This is a genomic window from Streptomyces indicus, assembly GCF_900100315.1.
GTDB lineage: Bacteria > Actinomycetota > Actinomycetes > Streptomycetales > Streptomycetaceae > Streptomyces > Streptomyces indicus.
In genome coordinates this window covers 186,531-207,081 of record NZ_FNFF01000009.1, presented here as the reverse complement: position 1 = coordinate 207,081, position 20,551 = coordinate 186,531, and the positions used below count along the sequence as shown (strand labels likewise).

At 73.1% G+C, this 20,551-nt stretch carries 14 protein-coding genes; 10 read left to right on the top strand and 4 right to left on the bottom strand.

Features of this window, described 5'->3' with window-relative positions; translation table 11 throughout:
- Window positions 1–104: 104 nt before the first annotated feature.
- Window positions 105–1,697 (bottom strand): NADH-quinone oxidoreductase subunit NuoF family protein, encoded by a 1,593-nt coding sequence (locus BLT97_RS22700; RefSeq protein ID WP_093613053.1) that lies wholly within the window; start codon window positions 1,695–1,697, stop codon window positions 105–107.
- Window positions 1,694–3,328: a ferric reductase-like transmembrane domain-containing protein gene (locus BLT97_RS38925; protein ID WP_281251143.1), complete on the bottom strand. Its 1,635-nt coding sequence runs from the start codon at window positions 3,326–3,328 to the stop codon at window positions 1,694–1,696. Before BLT97_RS38925 ends, BLT97_RS22700 begins: the two co-directional genes overlap by 4 nt.
- A 498-nt stretch (window positions 3,329–3,826) precedes the next feature.
- Here BLT97_RS38925 and leuS point away from each other — a divergent pair, with 498 nt between their 5' ends.
- From leuS to BLT97_RS22655, 8 genes are all read left to right on the top strand, one after another.
- A complete protein-coding gene (leuS, locus tag BLT97_RS22690; protein WP_093613051.1) occupies window positions 3,827–6,709 on the top strand; it encodes a leucine--tRNA ligase in 2,883 nt (960 codons plus the stop codon).
- Window positions 6,710–7,168: 459 nt separating this feature from the next.
- Window positions 7,169–7,993, top strand: coding sequence for a hypothetical protein (locus tag BLT97_RS22685; protein WP_093613049.1), 825 nt, complete (start codon window positions 7,169–7,171; stop codon window positions 7,991–7,993).
- Between the two features lie 195 nt (window positions 7,994–8,188).
- Window positions 8,189–9,034 carry a DegV family protein gene (locus BLT97_RS22680; RefSeq protein WP_093613047.1) on the top strand — a complete coding sequence of 282 codons (846 nt, stop codon included), beginning with the start codon at window positions 8,189–8,191 and terminating at the stop codon, window positions 9,032–9,034.
- Between the two features lie 840 nt (window positions 9,035–9,874).
- A complete protein-coding gene (locus tag BLT97_RS38615; RefSeq protein ID WP_342742765.1) occupies window positions 9,875–10,609 on the top strand; it encodes a ComEA family DNA-binding protein in 735 nt (244 codons plus the stop codon).
- A 215-nt stretch (window positions 10,610–10,824) separates the two neighbouring features.
- Window positions 10,825–13,524: a ComEC/Rec2 family competence protein gene (locus BLT97_RS22670; RefSeq protein WP_425442748.1), complete on the top strand. Its 2,700-nt coding sequence runs from the start codon at window positions 10,825–10,827 to the stop codon at window positions 13,522–13,524.
- Complete coding sequence (locus BLT97_RS22665) at window positions 13,521–14,387, top strand: arylamine N-acetyltransferase family protein (protein ID WP_093613045.1); 867 nt, start codon at window positions 13,521–13,523, stop codon at window positions 14,385–14,387. Before BLT97_RS22670 ends, BLT97_RS22665 begins: the two co-directional genes overlap by 4 nt.
- Before the next feature lie 261 nt (window positions 14,388–14,648).
- Window positions 14,649–15,563: a YceI family protein gene (locus BLT97_RS22660; RefSeq protein ID WP_093613043.1), complete on the top strand. Its 915-nt coding sequence runs from the start codon at window positions 14,649–14,651 to the stop codon at window positions 15,561–15,563.
- 111 nt (window positions 15,564–15,674) lie between these two features.
- Entirely contained in the window at window positions 15,675–15,920 is a 246-nt protein-coding gene (locus BLT97_RS22655) for a hypothetical protein (protein WP_093613041.1), read from the top strand.
- Window position 15,921: 1 nt separating this feature from the next.
- Here the strand turns inward: BLT97_RS22655 and BLT97_RS22650 are convergent, their stop codons facing one another.
- Window positions 15,922–16,725: an alpha/beta fold hydrolase gene (locus BLT97_RS22650; protein WP_093613039.1), complete on the bottom strand. Its 804-nt coding sequence runs from the start codon at window positions 16,723–16,725 to the stop codon at window positions 15,922–15,924.
- 167 nt (window positions 16,726–16,892) lie between these two features.
- On the opposite strand from BLT97_RS22650, the gene holA reads away from it, so the two are divergent.
- Window positions 16,893–17,888 (top strand): DNA polymerase III subunit delta, encoded by a 996-nt coding sequence (gene holA / locus BLT97_RS22645; RefSeq protein ID WP_176953859.1) that lies wholly within the window; start codon window positions 16,893–16,895, stop codon window positions 17,886–17,888.
- A gap of 197 nt (window positions 17,889–18,085) precedes the next feature.
- Here the strand turns inward: holA and rpsT are convergent, their stop codons facing one another.
- Complete coding sequence (gene rpsT, locus BLT97_RS22640; RefSeq protein ID WP_093613037.1) at window positions 18,086–18,352, bottom strand: 30S ribosomal protein S20; 267 nt, start codon at window positions 18,350–18,352, stop codon at window positions 18,086–18,088.
- A 265-nt stretch (window positions 18,353–18,617) separates the two neighbouring features.
- Here rpsT and lepA point away from each other — a divergent pair, with 265 nt between their 5' ends.
- Window positions 18,618–20,480, top strand: coding sequence for a translation elongation factor 4 (lepA, locus tag BLT97_RS22635; RefSeq protein WP_093613035.1), 1,863 nt, complete (start codon window positions 18,618–18,620; stop codon window positions 20,478–20,480).
- Window positions 20,481–20,551: the final 71 nt, after the last annotated feature.

Sequence of the window (20,551 nt, the reverse complement as noted above, 5' to 3'; positions counted from 1 at the left end):
GACCCCACGATGCCCGTCCCCGGCCGCCTCAACGTCACGGTGCCTGTCCCCGGCCGCCTCGACCCCACGGAGCCCGTCCCCGGCCGCCCGGACGCCCCGCCGTCTCAACTCCAGCCGCTCTCCAGCGCCTTGCGCCCCGGCGCGCCCGGCAGCGCGGCACGCCGCGGCTGCCGGCCCGGGACCTGGTCCGCGGCGCGTTCCAGGCGCAGGGCCAGGGCGGGGCAGCGGCGTACCGCCCGCTGGGCGCGTCCGCGCAGGGCCAGCGGTACGCCCGCGTCGGCGACCGAGGGGAAGCCGTCCGGGCCGAGGGTGATCAACTCCGGTACGACGTCGGCGCACAGCCCGTGCCCCTGGCACAACGTCCAGTCCACGACCAGCCGTTCACCGCTGGGCAGGCCCGGATCCGCGCCGCCCGGCCGGGGCAGCGGCAGCACCCCGCGGGTCTCGCGCCCGCAGCCGCCGCTCAGGACGTGCATCGCGAGGTCGTCCTTGAAGGCCGAGAGCGTCGAGGCGATGAACCGCGCCGAGCCGTCGGGGTGCTTGCACGCCCCGCGCCCTTTCACGGCGCGGGTGATCTCCCGTAGCGCCTCGAGTGCCGCCGGGCCCCCGCCGTTCAGGACGTCCGCGAGGCCGCTCGCCGCCGCCGGCAGACCGAGTCGGCACGGGCCGCACTGCCCTGCGCTCTCGTCGGCCAGCCACTGCGCGACGCGCAGCCCTTCGCCGAGCGCGCAGGTCTCCGGCCCGATCGGCAGGATCGCGCCCGCGCCCAGCGCACCGCCGAGCGCCTCCAGGGACGCGCGCGAGACCACGGCGTCGTGCGCGGCGACCGCGTCCAGCCAGCTGCCGTGGTAGCCGCCGGTCAGCACGCCCTGGGGGAGCGGCGGCGCACCGGCCAGCTGCAGCACGTACCGCAGCGGCACCCCGGTCGGCACCTCGACCACCATCGGGCGCGCCACGGCCCCGGAGAGCGTGAGCAGCACGGTGCCCGGTTCGTCGTACAGGCCCGTGCCCCGGTAGCGGGACGGGCCGATGCGGGCGGCGACCGCGAGCTGCGCGAAGGTCTCGGCGTTGGAGAGCAGCGTCGGTGCGCCGCCCACGCCCGACTCGGCGGCGCGCACCCGGCGGCCGGGCGGCAGCGCGGGACCGCCGTCGGCGGACCGGATCAGGGCCGAGGCCTCGCCGGTGACCATGCGTTCGGGGTTGCGCTGGACGCGGGCGCGCAGGGGGGCGCCGCGGCGGTTGGACAGGCCGCGCTCGGCGAGTGCCGCGGTCATCGAGGCCTCGGTGGAGTCGCGCGTGACGCCCACGACGAGGGTGCGGGCGCCGAGCGCCTCGGCGGCGAGCAGGGCGCCGTCGAGGATGAGGTGCGGGGCGCGGTTGATGAGGACGGTGTCCTTGCGGCAGGCCGGCTCGTCCTCGCTGCCGTTGACGACGACGACCGGACGTACGCCCCGCTTGATCGCCGCGTCGGCGACGGCCCGCAGCTTTCGGGCGAACGGGAAGCCCGCGCCGCCTCTGCCGCGCAGCACCACGTCGTCGGCGAGCCGGGCGAGCCGCTCGCCGCCCATGGGTTCGAGCGGCCCGTGCACCTTGAGGTGCATCGCCAGATCGAGCCGCTCGACGAGGTCGAACCCCGAGGTGAGCTGCGGCAGTCCGACGACCCGGACCTCCGGGACGTCGGGCAGGGGTGCGTTCAACGACGGCCCCCCGTCGACGGGGCGCCGGGCGCGGACCAGGGCTCACCCGCGGCGGGCGCCTCGAACGGGCTCGGTCCCGGGCCTGGCGCCGGAGCCGGGCCGGGCGCCGGCACCGGGTACCCGAGCGGCCCTGCGACCGGGTTCCCGAGCGGGCTCGCGAGGGGGCCTGCCACCGGGCTCGCGATCGGGCTCGCGAGAGGGGCCGCGATCGGTTCGGTGGGGGCCTCGTAGAGCGGTGCCGGCGGTGTCTGGCCGGTGTCGTACGGGGCGATCGGGCCCGAGCCGTACGTCGGCGTCGAGCCGGTGTCGTAGGGGTCGCTGGTCACGTAGAAGGGGACCTCGCTGCTCCGGTCGGGGACGGAGGGGGGTGCCGCCGCGGGGTCGGCGGTGGGGACGGGGCCTGGGGCGACGGTGGGTACGGACCCGGTGTCGCCGACGGTGGGTACGGACCCGGTGCCGCCGACGGTTGGTACGGACCCGGTGTCGTACACGGGCACCGGCCCGGTGTCGTACGAGGAGGAGGCCGGGGACGAGGAGGCCGGGGAGGCGGCGGGCATCACCACCGGGCGTGCCGCCTCACCGGGCGGCGGCGGTGACGGGGAGGGCCAGCGGCCGCTGTGCTCCTCCTCCTGGAGCGGCAGGGGGCGCGCCCCGGGCGCCGAGGAGACCGCGCGGTAGGCGGCCGCCATGCCGTCCCCGGCGCGGGGCCGCTCCTCATACGAGCGAGTCGCCTCCTCGTACAAGCGCGTCTCCTCCCCGTACAAACGCGGCTCCGTCTCGTACCGGCGCGTCTCCTCCGCATACGAGGGGCGCGAACCGCCGGTCTGGGAAGGGAGTTGAGGCCGGGAGGCAGCGGGCTCGGCGGCCTGCCCGAGCGCACCCAGGCCGGGCAGTCCGCCCGCCCCGGACAGCCCGCCCGCCGCGGACAGTCCGCCGGCCCCGGGCACGCCGCTCATCCCGGGCAGCGGCCCCTCGCGGCGCGGGGTCTCGACCGGCTCGCCGCGGTCGGGTGCCGGCTGGCGGTTCAGGAGGGCGAGGACGCGGGCCGCCACCTTGCGCTTGACCGGCAGCGGAGCCGCCCGCAGCGCGAGGGCCCCGGCCACACCGGCCAGGCACAGGCAGTACAGGACCACGACCCAGGTGCTCGGCGCGCGGCCCGCGTACAGGCCGTGCACCAGGGCCGAGCACCAGGCGGGGTAGGCCAGCATGTGCAGCGCGCGCCAGCGGCCCGCGATCCGGGCGGGGGAGGCGAAGGAGGAGCGCAGGGCGCCGGTGACGCCCGCGACGATCATCAGCAGGCCGGCCAGGGCGCCGAAGCCGATCAGACCGTCCGTGCCGGTCACGCCGAGACCGAACGGGACGAGCGCGCCGAGCGCGGACACATGGTCGAGCACCAGCTTGACCGTGCCGTGCAGAAGCAGGAAGCCGAGCGCGGCGATGGCGGTCGCCCGGTGCACGCCCTGGGCGAGCAGCCGCTGCTTCGGCGAGAGGAAGAGCCGGTCGGAGGCGACCAGGCCCCAGGCGATGCTGCAGGTCAGAGCGACCAGGCAGAGCACTCCGGTCGTGAAGTCGAGCGCGGCGCGGAACGCGTCGCTGCCCGCCACCACGACCAGGGGTATCAGGAGCAGCACCGCACCGGTTAACGCTCCGCGTGCCGCGCGGCCCGGCCCGGGGGAGGAACGGGGCGTACGGCTATGGGGGGTGAGAGGGTTCATGGGGATGACTCCCGGATGATGGTTCGAAAGCGGGTCCCGCTGCCGCATGCTAAGTGGCCCCGTACCGACCGGTTCGGGGTTTGAGTTATTGCGTTGTTATCAAGTGGCGAGTGTCTCTTGACGTTGCCCCGATAGAGGGCGGTACGCGGAGTAACCCCGAGGCGCCCGGGCCCGGTGGGGCGACCCCGGAAGCCCGATGCGGGCCGCTCGGCCCCTGCGGTACCCTGACGCCATGCGTGCCGTACGCCTTCTGCTTAGCGAGCCGCGCTGATCAGTACCGGCCACTGACGAATTCGTGGACCGGAATCAGCGCGGCGTCCCCTCCTGTGCGAGGGGTTTTTTCATTTCGGCTGTACGTCGCAGCCGGACTCGGTGGAAAACGCAGCAGAGACGATCGATGGAGCCCTAAGGATCATGAGCGAGACGAATTCGGCTGCCGAAGTCGCAGCCCCGCACCGCTACACCGCGGCCATGGCCGCGGACATCGAGGCGCGCTGGCAGGACTTCTGGGACGCGAACGGCACATACGAGACGCCCAACCCGAGCGGCGTGCTGACCGGCGACCCCGAGATCGCCGCGCGGCCCGAGAAGTTCATCATGGACATGTTCCCGTACCCCTCGGGTGCGGGTCTGCACGTCGGTCACCCGCTGGGCTACATCGCCACCGACGTCTACGCCCGGTACCACCGCATGACCGGGTACAACGTGCTGCACACCCTGGGCTTCGACGCCTTCGGCCTGCCCGCCGAGCAGCACGCCGTCGCCACCGGCACGCACCCGCGGGTGTCCACCGAGGCGGCCATGGAGAACATGAAGTCCCAGCTGCGCCGCCTGGGCCTGGGCCACGACAAGCGCCGCTCGATCGCCACGATCGACCCGGACTACTACAAGTGGACCCAGTGGATCTTCCTGCAGATCTTCAACTCCTGGTACGACGCGGACGCGAAGAAGGCCCGCCCGATCAGTGAGCTGGTCGCCCGGTTCGAGTCCGGCGAGCGCGCCGTGCCCGGCACGGACAAGGCCTGGAGCGAGCTGACCGCCGCCGAGCGCGCCGACGTCCTGAGCGAGTTCCGTCTGGCGTACGCCTCCGACGCGCCCGTCAACTGGTGCCCGGGCCTGGGCACCGTCCTGGCGAACGAAGAGGTCACCGCGGACGGCCGCTCCGAGCGCGGCAACTTCCCGGTGTTCAAGTCCAAGCTGCGCCAGTGGAACATGCGGATCACCGCGTACGCGGACCGCCTGATCGACGACCTGGACGCGCTGGACTGGCCCGAGGCCATCAAGCTGCAGCAGCGCAACTGGATCGGCCGCTCCGAGGGCGCCCGCGTCGACTTCAAGGTCGGCGACTCGGACGCGATCACCGTCTTCACCACCCGCCAGGACACCCTGTTCGGCGCCACCTACATGGTGCTGGCCCCCGAGCACGAACTGGTCGACTCGATCGTCCCGGCCGCCTGGCCCGAGGGCACGCACGAGGTGTGGACCGGCGGGCACGCGACGCCGGCCGAGGCCGTGGCCAAGTACCGCGCGTTCGCGGCCTCGAAGTCCGATGTGGAGCGGCAGGCCGACGCCAAGGAGAAGACCGGCGTCTTCACCGGCGCGTTCGCCGTCAACCCGGTCAGCGGCGAGCAGGTCCCGGTCTTCATCGCCGACTACGTGCTGATGGGCTACGGCACCGGCGCGATCATGGCCGTCCCGGCGCACGACAGCCGCGACTTCGCGTTCGCGCGCGCCTTCGAGCTGCCGATGCGCTGCGTCGTCGAGCCTTCGGACGACCGCGGCCAGGACCCCTCGACGTGGGACGACGCCTTCTCCTCGTACGAGGCGAAGCTGGTGAACTCCGCCAACGACGAGATCTCCCTGGACGGCATGGGCGTCGTCGAGGCCAAGGCGAAGATCACCGAGTGGCTGACCGAGCGCGGCATCGGCGAGGGCACCGTCAACTTCCGGCTGCGCGACTGGCTGTTCAGCCGCCAGCGCTACTGGGGCGAGCCCTTCCCGATCGTCTACGACGAGGACGGCGTCGCGCACGCGCTGCCCGAGTCGATGCTGCCCCTGGAGCTGCCGGAGGTCGACGACTACTCGCCGCGCACCTTCGACCCGGACGACGCGGACACCTCTCCGGAGACCCCGCTGTCGCGCAACGAGGCCTGGGTCAACGTCGAGCTGGACCTGGGCGACGGCGCGGGCGTCAGGAAGTACCGCCGCGAGACCAACACCATGCCCAACTGGGCCGGTTCGTGCTGGTACGAGATGCGCTACCTGGACCCGCACAACAGCGAGCGGCTGGTGGACCCGGACGTCGAGCGCTACTGGATGGGCCCGCGCGACACCAAGCCGCACGGCGGCGTCGACCTGTACGTGGGCGGCCAGGAGCACGCGGTGCTGCACCTGCTGTACGCGCGCTTCTGGTCCAAGGTCCTGTTCGACCTGGGGCACGTCTCGGCCGCCGAGCCGTTCCACCGCCTGTTCAACCAGGGCATGATCCAGGCGTACGTGTACCGCGACGACCGCGGCTTCCCGGTGCCGGCCGCCGAGGTCGAGGAGCGCGACGGCGCCTTCTGGTACGAGGGCCAGCAGGTCAAGCGCGAGCTGGGCAAGATGGGCAAGTCCCTGAAGAACTCGGTGACTCCGGAGGACATCTGCTCCGAGTACGGCGCGGACACCCTGCGTCTGTACGAGATGGCGATGGGCCCGCTGGACGTCTCGCGTCCCTGGGACACGCGTGCCGTGGTCGGCCAGTACCGGCTGCTGCAGCGCCTGTGGCGCAACATCGTCGACGAGGACACGGGCGCCGTGACCGTCGTGGACGCCGAGCCGGACGAGGCCACGCTGCGTGCGCTGCACAAGGCGATCGACGGGGTCCGCCAGGACCTGGAGGGCCTGCGCTTCAACACCGCGATCGCCAAGATCACGGAGCTGAACAACCACCTGACGAAGACGTTCGCGGGCGGTGCGGTGCCGCGCTCCGTGGCGGAGCCGCTGGTCCTGCTGATCGCCCCGCTGGCCCCGCACATCGGCGAGGAGCTGTGGCGCAAGCTGGGCCACACCGACTCGGTCGTCTACGCCGAGTTCCCGGTCGCCGACCCCGCGTACGTGGTGGACGAGACCGTGACCTGCGTCGTCCAGATCAAGGGCAAGGTCAAGGCGCGCCTGGAGGTGGCCCCGTCCATCTCCGACAGCGACCTGGAGGCCCTGGCCCTGGCGGACGAGAAGGTCGTCGCGGCGCTGGGCGGCGCCGGTATCCGCAAGGTGATCGTGCGGGCGCCGAAGCTGGTGAACATCGTTCCGGCGTGAGCGGTGGCTTTGTGGTGAGGCGTGGACTGGCGGTTCGGTGAACCGGGGCGTGGCTTTGCGGTGAGGCGTGGGCTGGTGGTTCGGCGAACCGAGCCGGAGGGCTGGCTTTGCGGTGAGGCGTGGGGTGGCGTTGCGGTGATCCGGAGCGTGGCTCTGCGCGATCCGGAGGGCTGCTTTGCGGTGAGCCGTGGGGTGGCTTTGCGGTGAGGCGCGGGTTGGCGGTTCGGTGATTCGGGGCGTGGCTTTGCGGTGAGGCGCGGGCCGGCGGTTCGGTGAACCGGAGCGTGGCTCTGGGCGATCCGGAGTGTTTCTCTGCGTGATCCGGAGGGCTGCTTTGCGGTGGTCCGGGCGCTTTAGGGATATCCCCTACGGGCAGGTTGGGGGTTCTGCGGAACCCTCGGCCTGCCCTTCGGCGTTTACCGTGGAGGAAGCCCCCGTCCTCGTGCTTAGGAGCCCCTCATGGGTGAAGTACTCGCCGTACTGGCGGTGCTCTTCGTGCTGTTCGTGGCGCTGGGGGTGTTCGTCACCGTGAAGGTGGTCAAGGCCGCCAAGCGCGGCGTGGACCGCACGATCACGCAGGCCCGCCGCCAGGTCGAGGACCACACGCTCAAGGCACGCAGCTTCGCGCAGGTCGGCCCGGCCGGCGAGCTCGCCCAGCTGCGCCTGAAGCTGCGCACCTCGATGCGCGCCACGCAGGACGCGCTGCAGGCGCAGGCCGCCGAGGACTCCTCCCTGTCGGAGTCCGTCGGCCTCTTCGAGCGCCTCAGCGTCCACGGCTGGGAGCTGGACGCCGACCTCAAGCGCCTGGAGCGCGAGCCCGACAAGACCCGACTGGCCGCCCAGCTCCCGGAGTTGAGGGAGCGTACGGAGCGGATCACACAGGCGGCGGACTCCCTGCGGTTCGCGGCCCAGGACCGGGCGCGCCGCTTCGCGGACGACGACTTCGAGTCGCTGCGGACGCAGATCGACGTGGAGGCGGGGGCGCTGCGGCACTGGACGCGGGAGGAGCCGCGGGCGGGTGAGGGCGCGGGCACTTCGGTCCCGCCGCTTGCCTCGCCGGTCACACCCACCTCACCCGTCCCACCGGTCTCCACGCCGACGCCCCCGCCCCCGCCCGCCGCCTGGCCCGAGCCGACGCTGGTCGACGGCCTGGCCGGCGCCTCCGAGCAGACCTGGCCCGACCGGGCCGCGGAGGGCGAGGGCGGCCCGCAGGCGATCGAGCCTCCGGCGCCGCAGGTGACGTATCCCTGGCAGAAACAGGGGGAGGCCCGGCCGGAGCACTGATTCGAAGCCCGGATGCGGGGTCCGGGGCGGAGCCCCGGTTTCGGGAAGGGGCGGGTAGGGGAATCCAGCCCGCCGCAGGCGCCCACCCGCACCCCCACCCACCCGCACCCACCCGTCACCCGCACCCCGAGCCCACGCCCCCAAGGGCGAGGCCCGCCCTGCCACCCTCCGGCCCCGCCAGGTAATCTCCAGCTCATGTCCCGCCATGTCGCGATCGTCACGGATTCAACGGCCTACCTGCCGCAGCCCGCGATGGAACGGCACGGCATCACCTCCGTCCCCCTGACCGTCGTCCTCGGCGACCAGGCCCTCGAAGAAGGCACGGAGATCTCCGCGCGCTCCCTGGCCCAGGCCCTGCAGAAGCGCCGCCCGGTGACGACCTCGCGCCCGAGCCCCGAGACCTTCGCGCAGACCTACCGCCGGGTCGCCGAGTCCGGAGCGGGAAGCATCGTCTCGCTGCACCTGTCCTCCGAGTTCTCCGGTACGTACGACGCCGCCGTGGTCGCCGCGAAGGACGCCCCCGTCCCCGTGCGCGTGGTCGACACCGGCATGGTCGCGATGGCCCTCGGCTTCTGCGCCCTGTCCGCGGCGGAGACCGCCGAGGCGGGCGGCACCGTCGACGACGCGGTGGCCGCGGCCGAGAAGCGGGCCGCCGCCACCTCCGCGTACTTCTACGTGGACACCCTCGACTACCTGCGCCGCGGCGGCCGGATCGGCGCCGCACAGGCGCTGCTCGGCTCGGCACTCGCGGTGAAGCCGCTGCTGCAACTCGACAACGGCAGGATCGAGTTGCTCGAGAAGGTGCGCACCGCGTCCAAGGCCATCGCACGCCTCGAGGAGATCGCCGCCGAGCGTGCGGGCACGGCGCGGGTGGACCTCGCCGTGCACCACCTCGCGGCACCCGACCGTGCGGCGGCGCTGGCCGAACGGCTGCGGACCCGGCTGACAGGGCTCGGCGAGCTGCATGTCAGCGAGGTCGGAGCGGTGATCGGGGCCCACACCGGGCCGGGGCTGCTCGGGCTGGTGGTGTCGGCCCGGTAGGCCGGCGGGCGGCGGCTCCGGCTCTGCGGCCCGGCCGGAGGCGAGGCTCCGTCACCCATACGAGTGGCGGAGTTTTCCACAACTGGGGAGTTATCCCCGGGAATTGAGCAAGATCCACTCGGGCGCGCGGTGCTGCCTACGGTCGTCCGCATGTCACTTTCCTCGCGGTTCCCTGCTCGCAGCTCGTCCACTTCCCGGAGTCGATACGCGGCTTCGGAGCCGGGCCCGACCGGCGGCCCGGGCCGCGGCCCGGCGTCCGACGGCCGGGCCGCACACCGTCGCGTGCGGCGCCGGCGCCGGCGGGAACAGGTGGAGGCCGAGCGGATGCGGCGGCGCGCGGTCCGCCTCCTCGCCCGGCCGTCCGAGGCCGCCGGGGCCGGCGCGCATCCGCCCCCGCTGCCCCGGTGGGACGGACCGGCCGTTCCCCACCGGGCAGTCGACCGCGACGCGGCGAGACCCCTCACGAGCCAAACCCGCCAAACCGACCGATTCCATCGGATCCACGGAATCCACGGAACCCACGCGATCCACCGCACCCAGGCCGGCCCTGCGCCGAGAGCCACGGCGACGACGGTGGTACGCCGCCGGGGGACGGCCGCGGACGAAGGCGTACGGGGGTCGTCGTCGTCCGCGGCCAGGGCTTCCACGGACAGGGAGGAGCCGGGCAGCACGGGGCTGGACCTCACGGGACCGGATGCCCCTGCCCGAGGGGTAGCCGGGCCCGACGCGGCAGCCGGGCCCGACGCGGCAGCCGGGCCCGACGTGGCAGGCGGTCCGGATGCCTCTGCCCAACGGGCGGCCCGGCCCGACGCGCCAGACGCCGTCGCTGTCGCCGAGCCGGTGACCGCTGTGCGCGCGGACCGGTGGCGGTCCGCCGTACGGGAGCGCCTGCCGCTGTGGCTGCAGTCGCGATGCGGACTCGAGCGGCGCAGCGTCGTCGTGCTCGCCGTGCTGCTCGTCGCGGCCGCGGCCTTCGCCGTGCAGCACTTCTGGCTGGGTCGGCCGCAGTCCGTCAGCGCGCCGGACGTGGTCCGGGCGGCTCCGCTCGTCCCGGAGGACGGTGAGCGGACCACGCTCGATCGGCCCTCCGTCGCGGGAGACGGCCCGGGAGCACCAACAGGCGCCACCGACCTGCTCGTTGTGGACATCGGAGGCCGCGTCCGCGAGCCGGGCGTGCACCGCCTGCCGGTGGGCTCCCGCGTCGCCGACGCGCTGCGCGCGGCAGGCGGCGCCAAGCCCGGCACGGACCTCACGGGCCTCAACCGCGCGCGGCTGCTCGTGGACGGCGAGCAGGTCGTGGTCGGCGCTCCGGCCGGGGCGCAAGGGACATCCGCGGGCGCGGGCGCGGTCGGCAGCCCGGTGGGCGGCGGGTCCGCGCCGGGCGCCCCGGTCAGCCTCAACTCGGCGACGGCGGAGCAGCTCGACACCCTGCCGGGCGTCGGCCCCGTCCTCGCCCGGCACATCATCGACTACCGCACGCAGAACGGCGGTTTCCGCTCGGTGGACGAACTGCGCGAGGTGAACGGGATCGGCGAGCGCCGGTTCGCCGAACTGAAGGACGCGGTGCGGCCGTGAGGAGGGACGGCCGAGAGGTCGACGCACGGCACACGCTTCCGCCTGCCGCGGTGCAGTCGCCCCCTCCCGAGGCGGGGCGCAGGCCCGGGCGCGGTGGGCGGCGAACGGACTCAACCACCGTGCCGCGTCCGTCCGTTCACGCCGCGTCGGGGCACCGTCTGGGCGCGTCCCACCCGCGTCAGGAAGGTCCCACCGACCTCCGCCTGATCCCGCCGGTGCTCGCCGCATGGGCCGCGGCGGCCCTGGCGGTCGGACACCCGATGGACCGCATCTGGCCCGCTGCGGTCGTCTGCTTCGTACTTGCGACGGCCCTGTGCGGCTGGGCGGCGGCCCGACGCAGGGGCGAACGCCGGCAGCGGAAAGCGGAGTTGGAGCCGCAGCCGATAGAGGCCGGGCACGGGTCAGCCCGCCGCCCCCGCACCCATCCGCGCGCCGACACGCACCCGCGCACCGAAACGCACCCGCGCACCGAAACGCATCCACGCCCCGACCCCCCTCGAAACCCCCGCCCCCAGATCCTCCTCGCAGCCGCCGCAGCCCTCCTCTGCGCTGCCGGTGCCGCGCTGTCCGGCGGGCTGCATTCGGCTGGTCTGTATCAGGGCCCGCTCCCCGCGCTGGCCGGCACCTACGCCACCGTCACCGTCGAGCTCACCGTCACCTCGGACCCCCGGATCTCCTGGCCGCGGGTCAACGGCGACCGTCAGGCCCCGGCGAGCGTCGTGTTCGACGCCGAGGTCCACCGCCTGACGGCCACCGGGGCCGGCACGGTCGCCACCCGCACCCCGGTCCTGGTCATCGCACGCCTCGGCCCCTCCGGCCCACGCACGCCCAGGTCCGAGCCCCGCCCCTCACCCCAACCACCCACCAACTCACCATGGTTGGACCTCCTCCCCTCGACCCGGCTCCACCTCCGCGCCCCGCTCGCGCCGCCGATGCCCGGGGGAGCCGACCGCATCGCCGCCGTCCTGCGCGTCCCCGGCTTCCAGGAGCCGCGGATCATCGAGGGCCCGAGCACACTGCAGCGCACCGCGGGCGACCTGCGGGCGGGGCTCCGCGAAGCCACCGACCACCTCCCCGCCGACGCGCGCGCCCTGCTGCCGGGACTGGTCGTGGGCGACACCACGCGCGTTCCGCCCGACCTGGAGGAGGCCTTCCGCGCCACGGACCTCTCGCACCTGCTCGCCGTATCCGGGAGCAACCTCACCATCGTCCTCGTCCTGCTCATCGGCCCGCCCGCCCTCGCCATGCGCGTCGAACGGCGCGGACTCGCCCCGCGCCTGGGCCTGTCCCTGCGGACCACGGCCCTCCTCGGCGGCGCGCTGACCCTCGCGTTCGTGCTCGTCTGCCGGCCGGACCCGAGCGTGCTGCGCGCCGCCGCCTGCGGGGCGATCGCGCTGCTCGCCCTCGCCACCGGGCGCCGCCGCTCCCTCGTCCCCGCGCTCGCCGCCGCGGCCCTGCTGCTCCTGCTCTACGACCCCTGGCTGTCGCACAGTTACGGCTTCCTGCTCTCCGTCCTCGCCACCGGAGCCCTCCTCGTCCTCGCGCCCAGGTGGAGCGCCGCCCTGCGGCGCAGACGCGTGCCGCCCCGGCTCGCCGAAGCGCTCGCCGCCACGGCCGCCGCGCAGGCGGTGTGCGCGCCCGTGGTCGTGGTGATCTCCTCGCGTGTCAGCCTGGTCGCGATCCCCTGCAACCTCCTGGCCGAACTGGCCGTGGCCCCCGCCACCGTGCTCGGCTTCGCCGCCCTCGGCGCCGCCCCCTTCGCGATGCCCGTCGCCGAAGGCCTTGCCTGGTGCGCCGGTTGGCCCACGGAGTGGGTGGCGGCCGTGGCCCGTACGGGGGCGGGTTTCCCCGGGGCCCAGGCCGACTGGCCCGACGGCTGGCGCGGCGGGCTGCTCCTGGCCGCCCTGGTCCTCGTGCTCCTGCCGCTGGCCGGACGCGTCCTGCGGCACCCCGCCGCACTGGTCGCCTGCGCCCTGCTCCTGATCCTCGCCATCCTGCGGCCGGCCCCGCTCACCCGCGTCCTCACCGGCTGGCCGCCACCCGACTGGCGCTTCGCGATGTGCGACGTGGGCCAGGGCGACGCCTCGGTCCTGGCCACCGGCCCCGGTTCGGCCGTCGTGATCGACGCAGGCCCGGACCCGCGCCTCGTGGACCGCTGCCTGCACACCCTCGGCGTGACCCGGGTCCCGCTCGTTCTCCTGACCCACTTCCACGCGGACCACGTCGCCGGACTTCCCGGCGTGCTGAAGGGACGCAGCGTCGGCGCGATCCAGACCACCGGGCTCCGACATCCCCCGGAGCAAGCCGCGTTCGTACGGGCGGAGGCGGCAGCACGCGGAGTACCCGTGGTCGCCGCGGCGGCGGGGGAGCGCCGCCGGGCGGGCCCCGTCCGCTGGCAGGTCCTGTGGCCACCACCGGCCGGCGGCCCGGGTGTTCCGGCCCCCGAGGAGCCCAACGACGCCAGCGTCACCCTCCTCGTCCGCACGGCCGGGCTGACCCTCCTGTTCCCCGGCGACCTCGAACCCGCGGGGCAGCAGGCCCTGTTGAGGGCGTACCCCGGGCTGCCGCGGGTGGACGTCCTCAAGGTGCCGCATCACGGTTCGCCCCACCAGGACCCGGTGTTCCTCCAGCGCACCCGGCCCCGCCTCGCCGTGGTCGGGGTCGGCCGTGACAACGGATACGGGCACCCCTCACCCCGCCTCCTCTCCCTGCTCCACTCCTTCGGCACGGCCGTCCTGCGCACCGACGTGCACGGCGCGGTCGCCCTGACCGGCGAGGGCCCGACCCTCCGCGCAGTGACTTCGGCCAGCCCCGGACCCGGCCCCACCCAGGCCCACCCACACGCCGCACCCCCCGAACCGAGCCCTCTCCACCACCCCCAGGGGGACCAGACGCGCGCGACACTGGGGCCATGACGGCGGAGGACCTCAAAGAGCAGCTCGACGACCGGCGGACCGAGGCGTATCTGCGGCGGATCCGGGCGGAGCGGCCGCCGCGCGCCGACGGTGCCGCGCTGCGGACGCTCCAGGAGAGGCACCTGCGCAGCGTCCCGTTCGAGAACCTGTCGATCCACTTGGGCGAGGAGATCCGGCTCGAACCCCGTGCCCTGGTCGCGAAGGTGGTCGACGGCCGGCGCGGCGGCTTCTGCTACGAACTCAACGGCGCCTTCGCCACTTTGCTCGTCGCACTCGGCTTCGACGTGACGCTGTTGCAGGCACGGGTGTACGACGGCGAAGGGCTCCCCGGCATCCCGTACGACCACCTGACCCTGCGGGTGCGGGATGTGGACGGCGGCGAGTGGCTGGCCGACGTGGGCTTCGGCGCGCACAGCCTCCACCCGCTGGTCTACGACGAGCGCGGGGAGCAGGCGGACCCGGACGGGGTGTTCCGGATCGCCGAGGGCTCCTCGGGCGATCTCGATCTGTTCCGCGACGGTCAGGCTCAATTCGTGCTCGACCAACGGCCGCGCGCGCTGCGGGACTTCACGGCAGGCGCCTGGTACCACCGCACCTCGCCGGACTCCCACTTCACGCGCTCGCTGGTGTGCTCGCTCCGCACGGAGCAGGGCCGCACCACCCTCAGCGGCAGCACGCTGACCGTCACGGAGAACGGAGAGCGCCGTACGACCGAACTCGCCACCGACGCCGAGGTCCTCGCCGCCTACCGCGACCACTTCGGCCTGTCCCTCAACCGCCTCCCGAACGACCCCGCCAAGGAGTCCAAAGAGTCCAAGGAGTGCGAGGGGTCCAACGACCCCGAGGACTCCGCTCCGGCCTGACCGCCCACCGGCCGCCCCGACGGAGCTCCCTCGCCACCACATCCGGAACGGTCAATTCACCCGACCCGGCCCCTAACCCCCAACCGAACCCCTACCTCCCACCCCCGCCCCACCTGCACATTCCCGCGATGTGACCCCGTGTTGCCCCGAAAGCCGCATGGATGGTCGAATGCAACGTCGGCACCCGCACACACCGACGACTGCCACCGCAGGGCAGCAGCACAGACGTACACACAGACAAGTCGCTCAGGGGGACTCACGATGTTCGGCCGCCGGCTGGGGAACCGTTCGGACCGTATGGGCAGCCGCCGCAGGCAGCGCACCCAGCAGGGCGGACTCACCGGCTCGGCGAGCGCGCTCGCGGTGCCCAACGGCGGCGGACTGCTCAGCTGCCGGGTGCTCGACCCGGTCAGTGAGCCGGTGCGCGGCGCGGAGTTCGCCGTGACCGACGCGATGGGCCGCAAGGTCGTGGCCGGAGAGGCCGATCCCTACGGGTCGTTCGTGGCCTCGGTGCCCGCGGGCGAGTACCGGCTCGCCGTCTCGGCCGACGGCTACACGCCCTTCCGCTCCACGGCCACCGTCGCCCCGAGCGGTCACGCCGCGCTCGGCGACGTGACGCTCCAGATCTCGCAGCCGCCGGCCCTGCCCGACCCCGGCGACTGGGAGATCGAACCCACCCACTCCTCCATCGGCTTCACGGCCCGGCATATCGGACTCGCCCGGATCCACGGCCGGTTCAACACCTTCGCCGGCGCCATCCGCATCGCCGACCGCATGGAGCAGTCCGCGATGCACGTGGTGATCGACGCCGCCTCCATCGACACCAACGTGAAGATGCGCGACGACCACCTGCGCTCGGCCGACTTCCTCGACGTGGAGCGCTACCCCACGCTCGAGTTCTACAGCGAGCGCTTCATCCACCGCGGCGGCACCCGCTGGGCCGTCACCGGAGCCCTGTCGCTGCACGGCGTGACCCGCACGGTCACCCTCGACACCGAGTACCTGGGCATCGGCAACGGCATGGAGGGCGAGACCCGCGCCGCCTGCCGCGCCAGCACGGAACTGCACCGCGACGACTTCACGGTCAGCTGGCAGACCATGCTCGCCCGCGGCATCGCGGTGGTCGGCCCCAGCATCACCATCGACCTGGACGTCCAGATAGTCCAGAAGTCCTGACTCCAGTCCTGACCCCCGCCTAGCTCGCCCGGAAGTCCTGACACCCACCTCGCTCGTCCAGAAGTCCTGACCCCCGGCACACCCCCGCGCGCCGTACGCGAGAATGGCCAGGTGAGCGACGTACGACATGTCCTGGTGCTGCCCGACCGGGACGCCGCGGAAGAACTGGCCGAGGCCCTGCCCGACCGCTTCGGCATCACGGAGGAGCCCCAGCTCGTACGGGAGGCCCTGGCCGGCGAGGACGACGCCGAGGACGCCCAGTGGCTGGTGGTCCTGGCCGACGAGGACGAGGCGCTCGACGCGGCCGAACTCGACGCGTTCGCCGCCGAGTTCGAGGGCTGGCGCGAAGACCCGTGACTCAGGGGGCGGCCGGCGGAACGCCGGAGCCGACCGCCGTGCACGTCAGCATCAGGTCGCAGGTGGCGGCGGGCGCCTCCAGCGGCGGCAGATGCCCGACCCCGGGCAGCATCTCCACCCGCGCCCCGGGCACGGACTCGTAGCGCAGCGCGGACGCCGGATCCCACCGCGGATCGGCCGCCCCGAAGATCACGAGCAGCGGCACCCGCCCGCCGAGCGCGGCCAGCCGCTCGGGCACGCTCCGCTCACGGAGGTAGGCGCTGTTCGCCCGCAGCACCTTCCGGAAGGTGCGGTACGAGATGCCCCGCACCCCCGCGACCAGGTCGTCGGGCAGCTCCACCGGACGGGCGCTCGTCGCCAGGAGCCCCTTGCGGATCATGGCGTCCGTGCGCAGCGTCCACAGCACCGGACCGAACGGCGGACCGAGCAGCGCCCGCAGCAGGAACGGTTCCGGCAGCAGCGCGTCCATCGCCGGCCCCGTGCTGACCAGCGCGAGCGCCCCGACCAGATCGGGCCGCCGCTCGGCCAGCGCGGTGGCGACATAGCCCCCGCTGGAGTGCCCGGCGACCACGGCCGAGCGCAGCCCCAGCTCGTCGAGCAGCGCGGCCACCCGGCCGGCCTGGGCGGGCACGTCGTACGCGGCCGCGGCCGGGGACCTGCCGCAGCCGGGCAGGTCGACGCGGACGACCCGGCGCTGCCCGGCGAGCCGCGCGACCATCGGATCCCAGGTGGCGCCGGATGCGCCCGACCCGTGGATCAGCACCAGCGGCGGCGCCTCGCGCGGACCGTCCTGGGTCACGTGCATCCCTTGGAGCAGGCGGGATCCCGGAGCTCCCGAAGCATTCACCTCAGCATTCATACGCCCGAGGGTGCGCGAGGGGGCGGCCCCGGGTCTTGTACGAATGTCACCGCCGGCCCGGACCCGCGAGACCCGTACGGCCCTGTCAGTCCCGCATGGGATCCTTGACCGCGATGGCTGCCTCGAAGAACTCCGCCCAGGACAATCCGCTCGCCCCCGTCACCCTCGCCGTGGGCCAGGAGGACCTGCTGCTCGACCGTGCCGTGCAGCAGGTCGTCGCGGCCGCGCGCGAGGCCGACGCGGACACCGACGTGCGCGACCTCACGCCCGACCAGCTCCAGCCCGGCACCCTCGCCGAGCTGACCAGCCCCTCGCTGTTCGCGGAGCGCAAGGTCGTGGTCGTCCGCAATGCGCAGGACCTCTCCGCGGACACGGTCAAGGACGTGAAGACCTACCTCGGCGCCCCCGCCGAGGAGATCACCCTGGTCCTGCTGCACGCCGGCGGAGCCAAGGGCAAGGGCCTGCTCGACGCCGCCCGCAAGGCCGGCGCCCGCGAGGTGGCCTGCCCGAAGATGACCAAGCCCGCGGACCGGCTCTCGTTCGTACGGGGCGAGTTCCGCACCCTCGGCCGCTCGGCCACCCCCGAGGCCTGCCAGGCCCTGGTCGACGCGATCGGCAGCGATCTGCGCGAGCTCGCGAGCGCGGTCGCCCAGCTGGTCGCGGACGTCGAGGGCACCATCGACGAGGCAGTCGTCGGCCGCTACTACACGGGCCGGGCCGAGGCCTCCAGCTTCACCGTCGCGGACCGCGCCGTGGAGGGCCGGGCCGCCGAGGCCCTGGAGGCCCTGCGCTGGTCGCTGTCCACGGGCGTCGCCCCCGTCATGATCACGAGCGCCCTGGCCCAGGGCGTACGGGCCATCGGCAAGCTCTCCTCGGCCCGCGGCGGCCGCCCCGCCGACCTGGCCCGCGAGCTGGGCATGCCGCCCTGGAAGATCGACCGCGTACGGCAGCAGATGCGCGGCTGGACCCCGGACGGGGTCGCGGTCGCCCTGCGCGCGGTGGCCGAGGCGGACGCCGGGGTCAAGGGCGGCGGCGACGATCCGGAGTACGCCCTGGAGAAGGCCGTGGTCACGGTGGCCCGGGCGGCCCGCTCCCGCGGCGGCCGCTGACCCGCAGCAGCACCCGCGAACACCGGAAGGCCCCGCCCGCCGTCCTGGGGAAGGACGGAGAGGCGGGGCCTTCCGTTACAGCTGTTTGGATCCGCACCCGCGTGGCGAACGCAGGCCGCGTGCGGTTCCGGAGTGCCGGTCAGGAGCGGATGAGAGGGCCCGCTTGGTCCTTCCCGGCGGTCAGATCAAGAGATCGTTCAGCCCTTGAGGGAGGCAACCTTCGAAGCAAGCGCCGACTTCTTGTTGGCGGCCTGGTTCTTGTGGATGACACCCTTGGAGACGGCCTTGTCCAGCTTGCGGGTGGCCTCGCGAAGAGCCGCAGTGGCCTTCTCGACGTCACCGGCGGCGGTCGCCTCACGGGTCTTGCGGATCGAGGTCTTGAGCGCGGACTTGACGGACTTGTTGCGCAGGCGCGCCTTCTCGTTCGTCTTGTTGCGCTTGATCTGGGACTTGATGTTCGCCACGAAAAGAGCCTTTACAGGTTCGGTGCCCCCAGGAGGGATCCCCCGAGGACTGGTTCTAGATGACGTGCCTCTTCGCTGAGAGGGCTGGGAGACACAGCTGACCAGGCTACCAGCCGTACTCCTACCGGCCCAAACCGCGCCTGCGCGGCCCCCGCGCACCGGCCCCACCGGGCCCACCGCCGCGCTCATGGGACCATGGAGGCTACGTATCGATCCGACCCGAGGCCGCAGAGAGCTGCGGACGTCTCAAGAATCAGGACCCTGCGTGCCCGCGACCCCTACGAATGTGCCCGAGCCGAGCCGTACCGACCCGGCTCTGATCCGCAATTTCTGCATCATCGCGCACATCGACCACGGCAAGTCCACCCTCGCCGACCGGATGCTCCAGCTCACCGGGGTGGTCGAGCAGCGGCAGATGCGCGCTCAGTACCTCGACCGCATGGACATCGAGCGCGAGCGCGGCATCACCATCAAGTCCCAGGCGGTCCGTCTGCCCTGGGCGCCCACCGAGGGCGACGATCAGGGGAAGACCCACATCCTCAACATGATCGACACCCCGGGGCACGTGGACTTCACGTACGAGGTGTCGCGTTCGCTCGCCGCCTGTGAGGGCACGATCCTCCTGGTCGACGCCGCCCAGGGCATCGAGGCCCAGACGCTGGCGAACCTCTATCTCGCGATGGAGAACGACCTCACGATCGTCCCGGTCCTCAACAAGATCGACCTGCCGGCCGCCCAGCCGGAGAAGTTCTCCGAGGAGCTGGCCAACCTCATCGGCTGCGACCCCTCCGACGTGCTCAAGGTCTCCGCGAAGACCGGCGTCGGCGTGGACGCGCTGCTCGACCGCGTGGTCCGCGACGTCCCGGCCCCGGTCGGCGTCAAGGACGCCCCGGCCCGCGCGATGATCTTCGACTCGGTCTACGACTCGTACCGCGGCGTGGTCACCTACGTCCGTGTGGTGGACGGCACGCTGAACAAGCGCGAGCGCATCCGCATGATGTCCACCGGCGCCGCCCACGAGCTCCTGGAGATCGGCGCGAACTCCCCGGAGATGCTGCCGGCCGACGGCCTCAGCGTCGGCGAGGTGGGCTACCTGATCACCGGCGTGAAGGACGTCCGCCAGTCGAAGGTCGGCGACACCATCACCTCGTACACGAAGGGCGCCACCGAGGCGCTCGGCGGCTACAAGGACCCGAAGCCGATGGTCTTCTCGGGTCTGTATCCGCTGGACGGCTCCGAGTACCCCGACCTGCGCGAGGCCCTCGACAAGCTGCAGCTCAACGACGCCGCGCTCGTCTACGAGCCGGAGACCTCCGCGGCCCTCGGCTTCGGCTTCCGCGTGGGCTTCCTCGGCCTGCTGCACCTGGACGTGATCCGCGAGCGCCTGGAGCGCGAGTTCGGCCTCGACCTGATCGCCACCGCCCCCAACGTGGTCTACCGCGTGATCATGGAGGACGGCACCGAGCACACGGTCACGAATCCGAGCGAGTTCCCCGAGGGCAAGATCGACAAGGTCTTCGAGCCGGTCGTGCGCGCCACGATCCTCGCGCCCTCGGAGTTCATCGGCTCGATCATGGAGCTGTGCCAGAACCGCCGCGGCACCCTCCTCGGCATGGACTACCTCTCCGAGGACCGCGTCGAGATCCGCTACACGCTGCCCCTCGCCGAGATCGTCTTCGACTTCTTCGACCAGCTGAAGTCCAAGACCCGCGGCTACGCCTCCCTCGACTACGAGCCCACCGGCGAGCAGGACGCCCAGCTCGTCAAGGTGGACATCCTGCTGCACGGCGACAAGGTCGACGCCTTCTCCGCCGTGACGCACAAGGACCAGGCGTACGCGTACGGCGTGCGGCTCGTCGCCAAGCTCAAGGAGCTCATCCCGCGGCAGGCCTTCGAGGTCCCGGTCCAGGCCGCCATCGGCTCGCGCGTGATCGCCCGCGAGACCATCCGCGCCATCCGCAAGGACGTCCTCGCCAAGTGCTACGGCGGTGACATCTCCCGTAAGCGGAAGCTGCTCGAGAAGCAGAAGGAGGGCAAGAAGCGCATGAAGATGGTCGGCTCCGTCGAGGTGCCGCAGGAGGCCTTCATCGCGGTGCTCTCCAGCGACGAGGGACCGAAGAAGAAGTAACCGCGGCAGAAGTCGCGGAAGTAGTCCTGTCCGGGCGGTAACTCGCCCCGCAGAACGCGTTCTTGGGCCAC

What these genes read in the sequence shown, in the direction of transcription:
- leuS (WP_093613051.1), top strand. Translation starts at nt 3,827, where the DNA reads ATGAGCGAGACGAATTCGGCTGCCGAAGTCGCAGCCCCGCACCGCTAC.
- BLT97_RS22685 (WP_093613049.1), top strand. Translation starts at nt 7,169, where the DNA reads ATGGGTGAAGTACTCGCCGTACTGGCGGTGCTCTTCGTGCTGTTCGTG.
- BLT97_RS22680 (WP_093613047.1), top strand. Translation starts at nt 8,189, where the DNA reads ATGTCCCGCCATGTCGCGATCGTCACGGATTCAACGGCCTACCTGCCG.
- BLT97_RS22665 (WP_093613045.1), top strand. Translation starts at nt 13,521, where the DNA reads ATGACGGCGGAGGACCTCAAAGAGCAGCTCGACGACCGGCGGACCGAG.
- BLT97_RS22660 (WP_093613043.1), top strand. Translation starts at nt 14,649, where the DNA reads ATGTTCGGCCGCCGGCTGGGGAACCGTTCGGACCGTATGGGCAGCCGC.
- BLT97_RS22650 (WP_093613039.1), bottom strand. Translation starts at nt 16,725, where the DNA reads ATGCACGTGACCCAGGACGGTCCGCGCGAGGCGCCGCCGCTGGTGCTG.
- holA (WP_176953859.1), top strand. Translation starts at nt 16,893, where the DNA reads ATGGCTGCCTCGAAGAACTCCGCCCAGGACAATCCGCTCGCCCCCGTC.